This window comes from Bradyrhizobium sp. CCGB20 (assembly GCF_024199855.1).
Lineage (GTDB): Bacteria > Pseudomonadota > Alphaproteobacteria > Rhizobiales > Xanthobacteraceae > Bradyrhizobium.
In genome coordinates this window covers 5152838-5166656 of the sequence record NZ_JANADN010000001.1, presented here as the reverse complement: position 1 = coordinate 5166656, position 13819 = coordinate 5152838, and the positions used below count along the sequence as shown (strand labels likewise).

Below are 13819 nucleotides of genomic sequence, written 5' to 3'. Positions count from 1 at the left end.
TGCCAAAGTGAAGGTGTTGAGCACCACTTAAGGGAGGCGTCCGTGTCAGAGGTTGTCATAATCGGTCTGGATATCGCCAAGCATGTTTTCCACGCTCATGGAGCAGACGGGAAAGGGCGAGCTATATTCAGCAAACGGATCAGCCGAGGAAAGTTGCTGGATTTCTTCGCAGCCCAGCCGAGTTGCACGGTAGCTCTGGAGGCATGTGGCGGAGCCCATCACTGGGCCCGGCAGCTCGCGCAGCTTGGTCATGAAGTTCGGCTGATCCCGCCCGCCTATGTAACGCCGTTCGTGAAGCGGCAAAAGAACGACGCGATCGATGCCGAGGCGATCTGCGAAGCAGCGCAGCGGCCGAGCATGCGGTTCGTGGCCGTGAAGAGCGAACAGCAACAGGCGGCGGGTCTGGTGTTTCGGACCCGTGACCTGTTAGTGCGGCAGCGAACGCAGCTCATCAACGCGATCCGGGGACACCTCACTGAATATGGATGGGTCGCACCTAAGCCGGCCGTCGCACGTGACGATGCTTACCGACCTGATCGAGGAAGAAGAGATGGCCAGCTCGCTCCCCAAAGCGGCCCACGTCATGTTCCAATTGATGCTGGACCTGCTGACCGACCTCAATGGCAAGGTCGCGGACCTCGACCAGGAAATCGCGCGACGTGCTCGCGAGGACGAAGTATCGCGCCGGCTAATGACCGTTCCCGGCATTGGCCCAATCTCCGCCACCGCGATCGCCGCTCTAGCACCGCCGGCCGAGACCTTTGCCAAAGGCCGTGACTTCGCCGCCTGGTTGGGTCTCACGCCTCTTCAAAGATCGACAGGCGGCAAGCAGAAGCTCGGTGCGACATCCAAGATGGGCGAACGCACGCTCAGGCGCCTCCTCATCATCGGCAGCAGCGCGGTCGTGCAACAGGCGAGCAAACGCGGTGCGCCAAGGGGGCCGTGGCTCGAACAGATGCTGGCTCGCAAACCGCGGATGCTGGTAACCGTCGCGCTCGCTAACAAGATGGCGCGGATCGTCTGGGCGCTACTCGTCAACGAATTAAGCAGGCCAAGCCGCGCAGATTTTGAGCCTAATGCACACATTTCGAGGTTCCGATATGGTGATGAAACCATATCGGCCGACATTTCCGACACTGAGATCGCTGATCAGGTGCGAGCTAGAGGCATCCTAGGACTCGCGGATACTTGGCGCGTCAGAATGCTCGTCACGGAAAAACGGACAGCCAACGGCAACTACAAGAACGAGTATAAAATTGCGGAGGTCTTGGAATTCATTCCCGCACTCGACAGGGTGCATTTCGTTTCTTTTCTGACGGCGAAGGCGACGCTAGCGAAGAAACTTAGGTTTGCGGTCTGGTAGGTCCGCGATAGCCGGACGAAGCATGTTCTAGGCGCACCGGGCGATAGATCCCGGCTCTAGCCGCCCGATGAAAAGCTGCCAGAGCTATGCGCGTTTCTTTTAGTCCTCTCCATTTGCCTTTTTGGCTGCCGCTCTTGCCTTCTGCGCATCAATAAGTGGACCCGGGTCTTGGTTCATGGGATTAATGACGCTAGAGAGGCGCTTTGACACATGGAATAGATCGTCGCGCCGGTCCTCAAGTGTTTCGGCAAAGCCGCGGTGCAAGGTCTCTGCGAGGTCATGAGAGATGGCTTTGTCCATCTCCATGTTGCGGTTTTCGCCACCCCTGGCTCTGGTCATCACAAGGACGACATCCGCCGCGATACCCGGTGGCAGGAGACCGAGATTGCTGATGTTCGCTTTATAAACCGGGGCATCGAAAGTCGCGAATGACATGGACTTTGCGGTAGGAAGAATACCTTTCTTGGCCATCTCTTTTGAAACAACAGCGAACATCTTATTTGAACGCCACTGCTCATGTATCTGATAATGGAGAGCGTACACCTCGGCCCATAAGGCATTTGCAAGGGAGTTTAGCCTCTTCCCAGCGTCTTCTAACTGACTGATGCGATCGAGCTCGACCTGGTGAAGCCGAGCCTCACGGTCAAGCTCTGATTGATTGCGTTGCGATCTGATAAGGTTGCTGAATCCCCGACGTGCTTGTTGTCCAATGATCGCCAGCCCAATAATTGCGCCGCATAGCGTCGCTGTGCCGGGATCAATCTTCCAACTCGCTTGCGTGTAAGCCCAGACCATATTGAGGGCGGAAATTGCCAGCGTTGCGGCTAGAGCGAGGCGAAGTTCGATTGGAAGTCGTAGTAATCTGCGAAGGGACCGCACGTAAATCGCTGGTGGTTGAAGGGATTGCTGCTGCACTGAATGCCGGAGGCGCAATTAGGATGCCGGCGCGCTGGAGGAGGCCTAGCTCAAAGCGAGTAGGTAGTAATCACCGGAAGCTTGCCCGGTTGAGCCTGCCGCTTCGCGTTCTCTAGCGCTTTCAGCCGCTCGGTGGGTGACCGCCCCTCCAGCCATCTGGAGGTGATGACGGTCCCAGAGACCACGTAGTCCCCGCAAGTAGCGCAGTGGAAACCATCGCCGTCATGAGTTTTCGGCAGCGGCTCAGCAGGTTTCACACAGACTGCACAATGCATCGCTTTCACTCCCATTTCAGGTTGGCGAGGCCAGACCAGCGCGGTCGCTGCTAAGTAGCCGGTTGCTTGGCTAGCTTCGACGATGGTTTAGGCTCAACGTAGTCGCCGTTAAGTCGCGGTAGGGGCTGCATGCCTTGGCAAATTTCCTCAAAGCCCTTAATTCCGCCGTCCGAGGTATTGAGGAACGTGCCGCTGGTGGATGAGAGGACAACAATCGTCCTGCGCATTCCGGTGTAGCCGCCGTATGAGTTCTTGGCGTTAGCCTCAATGCAGACACACGATGTCGCTGGGGGAAATAAGCCGTTTTGTGTGGGGCAAGTCGCCGGCTCGCCTACTTTCGCATCCCGGATCGAAGAGGGGTCTTTCCACATCGTCGACCGGTTCGCCAAGATCGCTTTGGTTGCGACGTCGGCGGAAATTGTTCGCTGATATGCGACGGCTGGGGACGGATCGTTCTGCGTGACACATCCGCCCAGTGCGGCGCAAAGCGCCACGATTCCTAGACTACGCATTATTGGTCCCCCAAGACCCAAAATGCCACCATAGATCGAGGAAAGCGGAGGGGGCAACTAGTCTTTAGCCGTGGCGCATGCAATCGCGAGCCAGGCCGTTTCGCCCTCGGGGGTGATGCGATAGATTCTATTTCCCTGCTGATCGTGTCCCGTGGCCTGAATGAAGCCATGGAGCACTAACCACAGGGCCGTTCTCGGCCAGTGAGTGCTCAGAGCGCGATCGGTGTCCCGCGCGCTTCGAAACACAGTTTCAGGGCGTCCCTTTCTCTCTTGGAAATTGGCCGCGCCTTATTCAGTCTGTCGGTCTCTGCGCAATCCGAACGCAGGCGTTCGCGAAGACTGAGGGGGCCGTTTAGCCTTACGTCTGACTGCACTAGGAAGTTGACGGTATGCTCGCAAATAGGGTGCTCGCGCTGCAGCGGCCCCACAGAAATTTCGGCTTTCGCCGGTACGCGACACAGCTCGCGCATCTTCGCGATGGCTGACAGCGTGGTGTAGTCCTTGCCTGCAATCCGCTCCACGACAAGCCGTCCTCTGGTGGCTTCCCGCCTCAGTCCGCTAGCGGTCATGCCGCCGCCAGGAAATGCGAGTTCTGCCGCTTTTCCGAAGGCGGAGAGGGGCGTCCTGATCGATGGCGCTGGCAGGATCAGACATTGTCGGCCTCCACGGTATGGAGCTCCGAGCGTCAAGCCGATTCGTGACGGGACAATGCTTGGCGTCCACATCCCTGTGGACGCGCCGAAGCGCCCCTATAGGGGTTGAGGCTAGGCCTTCGGCTTGGAATGCAGCGCCCGCCGCAGCAGCGTTCTGATGGCCTCGGGGCGGGTAGGGGAATCGCCCTGCTTATCTCTCCAAGCATCCACCGCGGTGAGATCGTCCGGCTGCAAGCGCACCTGTATCTGTGTGCCCTTGCCAGTTGCGGGAGGCCCGCGCTTTTTCTTTGGTACCATAGTTTGACGGCTCATGGAATCTGTGGTACCACAATTTCGGGGCCGGTCAAATGAGCCGGACGACAGGGGAATATGAATGTCTGATTTCAACCTCAATGCTAGCGCGCGTATCGACTCATCCACGCCTTTTTGTGCAGAGGCATACTTTACCGCCCTGCGCGCCGAGGGACGCGACCCCGTAGTTCGACAGGGCGCTCTTCACGTCCTCCTCAAGGGATCATCGAAAGAAGACAGCCTGGGCAAATGGGCTGCGCATCACGACCCACAGGGTAAGATGCAGATCGAGCACGCGCGCGCTGCATGGGCCGCCCGAACCTCGGAAGACGAAATCATCGTGCTTGGTGTTCGTCAGTAAGAATACCCAGAAGGGCCCGCCCCGGTGATTGGGGCGGGCTATTTTCGCCGTTGCCGCAAGAAAAGTACGGGTTTTGACTATGATCCGCGCCGGCTCGATGTATGCTGATCGGTGGCGCGCCATTTCTAGGGCGGCTTGTGCGTCGGCTGAGGTCGGCGAGGTTTGTAGAGCAATCATATTTCTCAGGCGCGTGCTCTTGCCCAATCCAGCCAACGACAACAGCCGCTTGCTCACCCCAGAGCAGGCGGCCTTGCGACTGAGCGTTACCGAAGACCATCTCCGCGGCCTCGTTAGCGAGGGCGCAATCGAATACATTAACGTCGGGCTCGGCAAGAAGCGGCCTCGGCGCCGCTTCACGGAGGCTGACCTGGACGACTTCATCGAGCGGCGCAGGAGGCGTGAAGCGTGTCTGTCTACAAGCCCAAAAAGTCGCCGTTCTACCATTTCGACTTCCAACACGGTGGTCGTCGGTTTCACGGCTCGACTGAATGCACAACTCGCAAAGAAGCCCAGGCCGTCGAAGACATAGAGTTCGAGAAGGCGAAGGATCTCATCAAGGCCGCAAAGCGGTCACGCACATCTCTTCTCATCGATGATGCCGCCGACCGCCTCTGGCTGGACCATGCGCAATATGATTCCGACGCTGACGCCACCAAGACGAATCTCGCACGCCTGATCGGCTATTTCGGCCAAGCCACCCCGCTCACTGATATCGATCATAGCTATGCCAAGAAGATGGTCGCGTGGCGCCGCGGGCATAGGGTCTCCCGGCGGGGGCAGCGGACCAAGGTGGAAGAGGAGGCGTTGCCACTCGTCTCGAATGCCACCGTCAACCGGTCGGCGACAAAGGTTCTCCAGCGCCTGTTCCGGTTTGCAAAGGACGAAGGCGCGACATTCGATCGCGAGCCGAAATGGGAGGAACTGCTCCTGCCCGAGCCGGAGGAACGCGTCCGCGAATTGCAGGACGGCGAGGCCACGTCGATCGACGACGCGATGCGCGCAGACTATGAGGACTTCTTCGCCTTCTCCCGGGCCAGCGGCATGCGCTTTAAGGAGTGTGTTTTGCTGCGCTGGAGCGAGGTGAACTTCGGCACCCGGCAAATCGTCAAGATCGGCAAGGGCGGCCGGCGGATCGTGTTCCCAATCACAGAGGCCATCCGGGAGATCATCTTCCCTCTCCAGGGCCTGCACGATGAATTCGTCTTCACCTACGTCGCGGCCTGCGGCAACAGGCGGCACGGCCGCGTGATGGGCGGCCGCTACCCGATGACCTACAACGGCGCCAAGACGGTCTGGCAGACCATCCGGCGCAGGGCCGGCCTGAAGGACTTCCGGTTCCACGACTTCCGCCACGACTTCGGGACCAAGCTGCTACGCGACAGCGGTAACCTGAAGCTGGTGCAAAAGGCCATGAACCACCGGGACATCAAGTCGACAATGCGGTACGCTCATGTGCTCGACGAGGACGTCGCCGCGGCGGTGGAGCGCATTGCCAAGTCCCGGAAAAAGTCCCGGACTGTGGTCCGGAAGGTCTCTTAAGTTACTGTTTTTCCTAGTGCTCTGCAGTATGGCGCACGAGCTTCCAGATGTCTTTTGCGGCGACGCTGGGGCTGGTCGCGCTGGTGCAGATCGGTATGCCGAACCTGTTTGCATCGCCCGATCATTCCGCGACGGCGCGCATTGCGATGTGGGGTGGCCGCGAGATCGCGATGCTGTTCCTGGCCTCGCTGATCGCGGGGCTTGCGACCACGCCCTATGCCGCCTTCCATTTCCACCGCGTGACGCCGTTCGGCGTGCTCGCCAATCTCGGGGCGATGCCGGTGGTCTCGGCCCTGGTGATGCCCGCGGGCCTGTTGGGATTGATTGCAGCGCCGTTCGGGCTTGATGGTCCGTTCTGGTGGCTGATGGGGATCGGCATCGACTGGATGGTTGCGGTGTCGCGCTGGGTGGCCGCATTGCCGGGCGCGGTCGGCCGCATCTCGGCGTTCGGCGTCGCACCGCTGATCGCTGCAAGTTTGGGGATCATCGTGATGGGCCTGTTGCGCACGCCGTTGCGTTGGGTCGGCGCGGTGGCACTGATCGCCGCGATCCTCTGGGGATTGTCTGCACGGCAGCCCGATGTCCTGATCGCCGGTGACGGCCAGAGCGTCGCGGTGCGGGGCAGGGACGGACATCTGCATCTGATCAGGTCGAGCAAGGACAGTTTTCTCCTGAAGGAGTGGCTCGCCGCCGACGCCGATCCGCGCGACGCCGGTAGTGCCTCACTGGCCGCTGGCGTGTCGTGCGACGAGGCCGGCTGCGTGACGCCGCTCGCCGACGGGCGCCTCGTCGCGCTGTCCTCGCGCATCGACGCGCTGGCCGATGATTGCAGCCGCGCCGCGCTGGTGGTGACTGCGCGGCCCGCACCGCCGGATTGCGCGGCGATGGTTGTCGACCGTCAGCGCCTCGCAAGGCAGGGCGCGCTGGCACTGACCCGAAGCGGCGACGGCTTTGCGGTTCAGGCGGCGAGGGCGAGGGGGACGGACCGCCCGTGGTCGCCGGCTGCCGCCGGCGAGGGCGATTTCGACGGAAGCCTTGCGCCGAAGACGGCCGTGCCCCGCGGCCGGGACGCGACGCCATCGGAGGCCGACTTGCAGGCCGAGGATTGAGCGGACGGGTTACAGATACCAGGCCAGCACGGCGTCGAGCCTGGCGTTGCCGATAACCGGCAGGACGACCATCCGGCTCAGTCCAGAGGCGCGGGCCTGCAGGGCCGCGACCGAGACATCATGCGCAAGATCGTCGTTGAGCGCGGGCATGCCGGTGGTCCAGGCCCCGCCGATGCTGCCTTCGCCTCTGGCAATGGATTTCGTCGCATAGAGGGCTGCGAGGTCGGTCTGCGCGCTGCAGTCGCCGGCGCGGAAGACCAGCGCCGAACGGGCCTCGTCCGGGACCCAGATCTCGAAGCGTCGCGCAATCGGGGTTGCCTGCGCGGAGAGAAACGCCAGAACCCACGTCTGGTCGGTGCCGGTCCGGTAAGGAATGCCGACGCCGAGATTGATCCCGACCTTGGCGGCGTCCTCCCAGCGCAGAAAACTCCTGGCGTCGTGCAGGTCCTTGATGATCAGCGGCAGGCCGGCCTTCCAGGTGCGGCCGGGCAGGCCGAAGCCACGCGGAAATCTGGTGTGGCGGGAGTTGAATTCGAACATGTCGGCGGTGCCGTAATAGCCGTCGACGAGTCCCATCTCGTGGGAGATTTCGGCATCGTTGTGCCAGAGCTCGATCGCGCCGACATGTACCTCGTCGTCGCCGCAGAACAGCACCATGACGGCTTGCAGGAATTCGCCGGAAAACACCGGGACCGCCACGCCACAGGTGAGCCCGGCCGCGATGGCCTGATCGGTCCTCTTGAAATAGGAGTTGGCGAATTTGGTGAGGATCACGGGGTGGCCGCTGGCCCAGGCCTTGCCCGGAAGCCCCTCATCATATCCGAAGTGCAGACCTTCGCTCACGGCCCTGAACGCGGACAGGCCTTCGCCGTAGAGGCCGCCGCCGAATTCCAGCCGCATGCGCGTGCGGTCGGGCACCCAGAGTTCAACGACGCGAATGAAGGTCTTCATCGAACGTGTCCGCCGTCTCAAGCCGCACCAAGCATCGGCCATTTGGCTGCGGAACGGACGTTCAAAATTCAGGCAGGACAGCGCAAACTTCGTGCGGTGGGGAGGCGGAGCGGCTTGGTCCGTCCAATGGAGCTTCGCGGAATGCAAGCGATACCATCTCGCCGGCCTCGGCCGGCGATGGCAATTTCAATCCTGGCCCGACCCGCCGGCCGGGATGGCTGTGTCAGCCGATCGGCAGGCGGGTGATGGTCGGCCGGCTTTCGGCGGTGATCTGCGGCTTGTGCTCACGCTCGCCGACCGGCTGGGTCACCGGCAGTTGCAGCACTGTCGCGCGCTGGCCTTCGACAAGCTGCGTCACCAACACGTATTTGCCGTCGGGGAATTCGATCGCATCATGATGGCGATCGGGAATGTGCGGATCGATCTTGCCGAACTTGCCGACGCGCGAGTTCACGGTCCGCGTCCAGATCCAGCGATTGTCGTAGCGGACGTTGTCGGCGAAGGCGAGCTCCGTTCCCGGCAGCAGGCAGACCGCGACGGTCGGATCGGCCGCGGAGGCAAAACCGCGCGTCGAGGTGCCGCGGAAGGTTGTCGTGACGACCGTCTCGCCGACTTCAGCAGGACGCGACGCGACGGCATGCAGGCTGTAGTCACACATCGGGTGCTCCTCTTGCAGGGATAGCGACCCGCGTCTCTTCTCGAGGCGCAGGCCTCTATCAGAGTGGAAGCATGTTAGCGTCTGCCCGCTTGTAGGCAAATCTGCGGCTCGCCGCCGCAGGCCGCGATCACATTATCTTTTCCGGCTCCATGAGGAACAAAGCCTGCTCCCGCGCATTCCGGACGTGTGTGTCAGCGCCCTGCCGGCGCCGACCAGCCGGAATACGGCCAGTCCGGCCGCGACGATTGCGCGACGGCGTTGGGGGCATTCCGGACTTGCTTACCCGCAGCGGCGTCCTTGCGGACATGGTGTTGCGATTGCGCGGCGAAGGCCTGCGACGCTGATGCTGCGATCAGCGCCGCGGCGACTGTGCCCAGAATGATCTTGCGCATGACTTCTCCTCGAACCCAGAGGGCGCGAAGCAATGCTGCTTCGTGCGACGTGCCGAGGATGTAGCGCCGGAGGAGGGGCCGGATAATCTGCGCGAAACCAGAAAGACTATCCAGCGGAAGCGGACAATCGTCCGCTCCAATGCCGGATCGGCGATGCCGATCGAAAAGTGCGCGAGAGGCGCCAAATCACCGATAGCAGGACGTCCGGTCTCAGTACTTCCGGTACAGCCCGATCAGCTTACCCTGGATCTTCACCCGGTTGGGCGGCAGGATGCGGACCTCATAGGCTGCATTGGCGGGCTCGAGCGCGATCGAGGCGCCGCGGCGGCGGAAGCGCTTCAGGGTTGCTTCCTCGTCGTCGATCAGCGCCACCACGATGTCGCCGGTATCGGCGCTCTCGTTGCGCTGGATCAGCGCCATGTCGCCGTCGAGAATGCCGGCCTCGACCATCGAATCGCCGCGCACTTCGAGCGCGTAATGCTCGCCCGAGCCGAGCATGTCGGGCGGTACGCTGATGGTGTGGCTGCGGGTCTGCAGGGCCTCGATCGGCGTGCCGGCCGCGATGCGGCCCATCACGGGCACCGCAACGGGGCGCTCGCCGTCGTCCGCCGGCGGGCTGGACGTCGTGCGCACCTTGCCCAGATTGCCTTCGATGACGCTCGGCGTGAAGCCGCGGCGGCTGCCGGCGGCGGCCTGAAGCTCGGGCAGCTTGATCACCTCGATGGCGCGGGCGCGGTTGGGCAGGCGCCGGATGAAGCCGCGCTCCTCGAGCGCGGTGATCAGGCGGTGGATACCCGACTTCGAGCGCAGGTCGAGCGCGTCCTTCATCTCGTCGAAGGAGGGCGGCACGCCGCTTTCCTTCAGTCGCTCGCTGATGAACCGCAGGAGCTCGTATTGTTTGCGCGTTAACATCTCGACCAAAATCCCCCGGTTGATGTCGTTCGATTCCGAGACGCTGAATTCAGCGATAAGTCGCTGCATGCTCGAAACAAATCATGAACGGACACTATATGTTCGATACATGTTCCGCAACTGCTTAATTTACCGTGAACGCCACAAACTTCGCGGAACGCACGCGAACGAAGCGCTCAGACGGGCAGCCGCAGCACCTCGCAAGGCGTGCCGGCTTCGGCCTTCGGCGCGAACGGCGGGCGCACGAGAAGTGCCTGTGCCGCAGCGAGATTCGCAAGCAGCGAGGAATCCTGATGGTTGACGGGAACGGCCGTGAGCGTGCCGTCGTCGCGCAGCTCCAGGCGCGCGCGCAGATAATCCTCGCGCTGGTCGTTGGCGCCGACGTCGCGGCCGAGCACCGCGCGTTCGCGGCGATGATGAATCGCCGAACGGCCCGCGAGCGCGCGAATCAGCGGCACCATGAACAGGAATCCGCAAACGTAGGATGACACGGGATTGCCGGGCAGGCCGATCACACGCATCGCGCCGAGCCGCCCGTTCATCATCGGTTTGCCCGGCCGCATCGCGATCTTCCAGAACGCCATCGAGATGCCTTCGTCCCGCAGCGCCTGCTGGACCAGATCGTGGTCGCCGACCGAGGCGCCGCCGGTCGTGATCAGGATGTCGGCGCCGCTCGCGCGCGCGCGGCGGATGCCGGCCGTGGTGGCCGCCAGCGTGTCGGCGGCGATACCGAGGTCGGTGGTGTCGGCGCCCTCGCTGCGGGCGAGCGCGTGCAGGGCATAGCCGTTGGAATAGACGATCTGGCCGTGGCCGGGCGTCGTGCCGGGCATCACCAGCTCGTCACCGGTGGCGAGGATCGCGACCTTCGGGCGGCGGCGGACGGGCAGTCGAGGGTGATTCATCCCGGCAGCGAGTGCCAGATCGCGCTCGGTCAGCCGGGTGCCCTCGCGCAGCAGCACGTCGCCCTCGCGAAAATCGACGCCAGCGGGGCGGATGTGCCGCCCGGTAACGGCCGCTTCCGTGATCGTGATGCGCTTGCCATCCGCAACCGTGTCCTCCTGAATCACGACCGCGTCCGCGCCATCGGGAACGACGCCGCCGGTGAAGATCCGCACCGCTTCGCCGGCGCCCACCGTTCCCGCAAACGGCCGGCCCGCCGCGACCTCGCCGATCACGGTGAGCGCGGCATCGATCTTCGCCGCATCGGCCGCCCGCACTGCATAGCCGTCCATTGCCGACATGGCCTGGGGTGGCTGCGTGCGCCGCGCCGCGACGTCGCGGGCGAGCACGCGGTGGAAGGCTGCGTCGAGCGCGATCATCTCTTCAGGCAGCGGCTCTGCACCCGCCAGCACCGCGGCAAGCGCGTCGGAAACCGGCATCAGGGCCACGGGTGAAAACTCCAGCTGTGCCCGTTCGGGCAAATCGGCGGCGAGAGTCTTAGCCGAGCGCGCGCGCGGAGGCAAAGCAGCGGCCGCACAGGATGATTTATCCTGCGTCATCCGCTCTGCAGCGATGGGCAGACGTCAAGTCCGCCGCGGCATGATCCGGAAGGCAAGACAGACCGGTATGAGGATGGCCATGGCGAGGACGAGAATGACGAGAGCCACGGCCAGCATCGGTCAGGTCCCCGGCTGCTTGTACGGACTGACATCCGGCGCCGCGGAGCCCTGATCCTTGTCAGGCAACGGGTCGGCCTGGGATTTCAGGTCGGCGGCCTTGCTGATCAGCTTGGCGGAAAGCTCAGAATCCGATGTGGTCCTGGCGAATTTCATCAGCAGAGAGGCCTGCTTGGTGAGGTAGGTTTTGCCCAACACGACGATAAGTCCGATGTAGAATTCCCAACGGAGTCATGAGTCCTGAGGCAGGCGTTCGTTCCGGGAACTCTGTATAAAAATATACAAAGGGCTTCGGTTCCTCTCCCCGGGCAAAATAGGCTCCGGATACGCCTGGTTCGCGGCGTGTAGCCGCCGGCCCGGGATCAAATTCCGAGCGCCTTGAGGGCGTTCCCGACGTCGCGGGGCGTGGTCACGTGCACCGTGGTCAGCCCGCTGGACCGCGCTCCCTCGATGTTCTCGGCAAGATCGTCGAAGAACACGATACGGTTCGCCGGCACGCCGATCGCGGCCACGACATGGTCGAAAGCCTCCACATCCGGTTTGCGCAGGCCGATGCTGGACGACAGGTACAGCTCGCGGAAATGTCCGAGCAGGCCGGCATATTCCTTCGAGAAATGGTCGACATGCGGCCGGTTGGTGTTGGAGAAGGCGTAGACCGGCATCTGCTTTGCCGCGCGCGGCAGCAACTCGGCGATGTCGGGCATCTCGCCGGCGAAGATCGCGTTCCACCCCTCCAGGAATTGTGCGTCCGAAATGCCGATCCCGAGCGAGACGCGCAGCGAGTCAAAATAGGCCTCGTCGCTGATCTTGCCGACCTCGTGCAGCCGGTAGGCTTCGCTGTCCCGCACATAGCGCGCGACGATGGCCTCGGGCTTGCAGCCGGCATGTCCCGCCCAGCAGGCGATCGCCTTGGAGAAATCGATGTCGAGCACCACGCGCCCGAGATCGAACAAGAGCGCATCCGCGCTGCCGGGGGAGAGCGAGCTCATTGCATCCTTTCGCTCAGTATCGATACGGGTCGTGGTCGAACAGCGGGAACGCGCTGAAGACGCTCGGCGCATTGGTCGCGGTCGCCTGATGCAGGCAGGACTTGTTGACCTCGGCGAAGGAGGTCGCGCCCAGAAGGCCGAGGCAGCGCAGCACCTCGTCCTCCAGGAGCTCCAGCATCCGCGTCACGCCGGCTTCGCCGGCCGCCGCCAGCGCCCAGCATTGCAGCCGGCCGATGCCGACCATGTCTGCGCCCGCCGCGATCGCCTTGACGATGTCGGTGCCGCGGCAGAAGCCGCCATCGACCATGATCTTGGCGCGGCCCTTCACGGCGTCGACGATCTCGGGCAGCACGTGCATGGCGCCGCGGCCGTGGTCGAGCTGGCGGCCGCCATGGTTGGAGACGTAGATCCACTCGACGCCGTGATCGACCGCGATCTGGGCGTCCTCGGCGGTGGCGATGCCCTTCAGGATGAGCGGGATCTTGAACTTGTCCTTGACCATCTTCACGGTCCGCCACTCCAGGCCCTTCTGGTAGTCGCCGCCGGTGGCGCGCAGGCGGCTCTCGCGAACATAGCGCTTGGCAATGTCACGTTCGCGACGGCTGTAATGGGCGGTGTCGACGGTCAGGCAGAAGGCGGCGTAGGCGTTCTTCTCGCTCCTCGCGACGACATCGGCGACGAAGTCGTCGTCACCGCGCACATAAAGTTGATAGAGCCGCAGCGCATCAGGGGCGGCCTTGGCGGTCTTCTCCAGGCCGGGCTCGGACACCGAGCTCAGCATGTGCGCCGCACCGAAAGTGCCGCACGCGCGCGCGACGCTCGCCGCACCATCCGGATCGAAGATCTCCAGTGCACCGACAGGGGCCAGCACCACCGGTAGCCGCATCCTGCGCCCGAACAGCTCGACCGAGCCGTCGACCTCGCGGACGTCGCGCAGCACGCGCGGCCGGAAGGCGATCTCGTCCAGCGCCATGCGGTTGCGGCGCATCGTGGTCTCGGTCTCGGCGGCGCCAACGATATAATCCCAGGCGTTCTGGTTCAGGTTGATGCGCGCCTTCCGGATGAATTCGTGCAGGTTCTGGAACGGCTCGTTGCTGGCGCCGAGTTCGACGTTCCTTTCCGGCCGGATGCGGGGCGCGTCATTCATTGTTGTCCTCCCGAGAATTTGAAGTCTTGTTGTCATCGCCTATCGCGTCCGGCCCTCCAAAACCATCCTAAAATCGCATAGCTGCGAGGCGTGGGCGGGCCGGCCGATTCCCGCCTTGCGCGAAACGGTTTCGGAA

At 63.0% G+C, this 13819-nt stretch carries 12 protein-coding genes and 3 pseudogenes; 5 read left to right on the top strand and 10 right to left on the bottom strand.

Annotation, left to right across the window (positions count from 1 at the left end; all coding sequences use genetic code 11):
* Positions 1-42 precede the first annotated feature (42 nt).
* A pseudogene (locus NLM15_RS23875) lies at positions 43-1033 on the top strand (IS110 family transposase); the annotation flags it as partial.
* A gap of 429 nt (positions 1034-1462) precedes the next feature.
* Here the strand turns inward: NLM15_RS23875 and NLM15_RS23870 are convergent.
* Both NLM15_RS23870 and NLM15_RS23865 read right to left on the bottom strand, forming a co-directional pair.
* Entirely contained in the window at positions 1463-2278 is an 816-nt protein-coding gene (locus NLM15_RS23870) for a hypothetical protein (RefSeq protein ID WP_254119905.1), read from the bottom strand.
* Positions 2279-3274: 996 nt separating this feature from the next.
* Positions 3275-3586, bottom strand: a complete 312-nt coding sequence (locus tag NLM15_RS23865; RefSeq protein WP_254119904.1) for a hypothetical protein — start codon at positions 3584-3586, stop codon at positions 3275-3277.
* A gap of 505 nt (positions 3587-4091) precedes the next feature.
* On the opposite strand from NLM15_RS23865, the gene NLM15_RS23860 reads away from it, so the two are divergent.
* From NLM15_RS23860 to NLM15_RS23850, 4 genes and pseudogenes are all read left to right on the top strand, one after another.
* Positions 4092-4370 carry a hypothetical protein gene (locus NLM15_RS23860; protein ID WP_254119903.1) on the top strand — a complete coding sequence of 93 codons (279 nt, stop codon included), beginning with the start codon at positions 4092-4094 and terminating at the stop codon, positions 4368-4370.
* Between the two features lie 79 nt (positions 4371-4449).
* A pseudogene (locus tag NLM15_RS44060) lies at positions 4450-4752 on the top strand (helix-turn-helix domain-containing protein); the annotation flags it as partial.
* A 23-nt stretch (positions 4753-4775) separates the two neighbouring features.
* Positions 4776-5909, top strand: a complete 1134-nt coding sequence (locus NLM15_RS43755; protein WP_254119902.1) for a tyrosine-type recombinase/integrase — start codon at positions 4776-4778, stop codon at positions 5907-5909.
* Positions 5910-5932: 23 nt separating this feature from the next.
* Positions 5933-7018, top strand: a pseudogene (locus tag NLM15_RS23850) (ComEC/Rec2 family competence protein); the annotation flags it as partial.
* A 9-nt stretch (positions 7019-7027) separates the two neighbouring features.
* Here the strand turns inward: NLM15_RS23850 and NLM15_RS23845 are convergent.
* The 8 genes from NLM15_RS23845 to NLM15_RS23810 all read right to left on the bottom strand — a co-directional run bounded on the left by NLM15_RS23845 (position 7028) and on the right by NLM15_RS23810 (position 13683).
* Entirely contained in the window at positions 7028-7969 is a 942-nt protein-coding gene (locus tag NLM15_RS23845; RefSeq protein WP_254119901.1) for a GAF domain-containing protein, read from the bottom strand.
* 223 nt (positions 7970-8192) lie between these two features.
* Positions 8193-8627 carry a hypothetical protein gene (locus NLM15_RS23840; RefSeq protein ID WP_254119900.1) on the bottom strand — a complete coding sequence of 145 codons (435 nt, stop codon included), beginning with the start codon at positions 8625-8627 and terminating at the stop codon, positions 8193-8195.
* A 191-nt stretch (positions 8628-8818) separates the two neighbouring features.
* Entirely contained in the window at positions 8819-9019 is a 201-nt protein-coding gene (locus NLM15_RS23835) for a hypothetical protein (RefSeq protein WP_254119899.1), read from the bottom strand.
* A gap of 210 nt (positions 9020-9229) precedes the next feature.
* Positions 9230-9931 (bottom strand): transcriptional repressor LexA, encoded by a 702-nt coding sequence (gene lexA / locus NLM15_RS23830; protein WP_200493788.1) that lies wholly within the window; start codon positions 9929-9931, stop codon positions 9230-9232.
* Between the two features lie 176 nt (positions 9932-10107).
* Positions 10108-11319 carry a gephyrin-like molybdotransferase Glp gene (gene glp, locus NLM15_RS23825; RefSeq protein WP_254119898.1) on the bottom strand — a complete coding sequence of 404 codons (1212 nt, stop codon included), beginning with the start codon at positions 11317-11319 and terminating at the stop codon, positions 10108-10110.
* A 231-nt stretch (positions 11320-11550) separates the two neighbouring features.
* Complete coding sequence (locus NLM15_RS23820) at positions 11551-11745, bottom strand: hypothetical protein (RefSeq protein ID WP_254119897.1); 195 nt, start codon at positions 11743-11745, stop codon at positions 11551-11553.
* Between the two features lie 164 nt (positions 11746-11909).
* Positions 11910-12536 carry an HAD family phosphatase gene (locus tag NLM15_RS23815; protein ID WP_254119896.1) on the bottom strand — a complete coding sequence of 209 codons (627 nt, stop codon included), beginning with the start codon at positions 12534-12536 and terminating at the stop codon, positions 11910-11912.
* Positions 12537-12549: 13 nt separating this feature from the next.
* Positions 12550-13683, bottom strand: coding sequence for an alpha-hydroxy acid oxidase (locus NLM15_RS23810; RefSeq protein ID WP_254119895.1), 1134 nt, complete (start codon positions 13681-13683; stop codon positions 12550-12552).
* Positions 13684-13819: the final 136 nt, after the last annotated feature.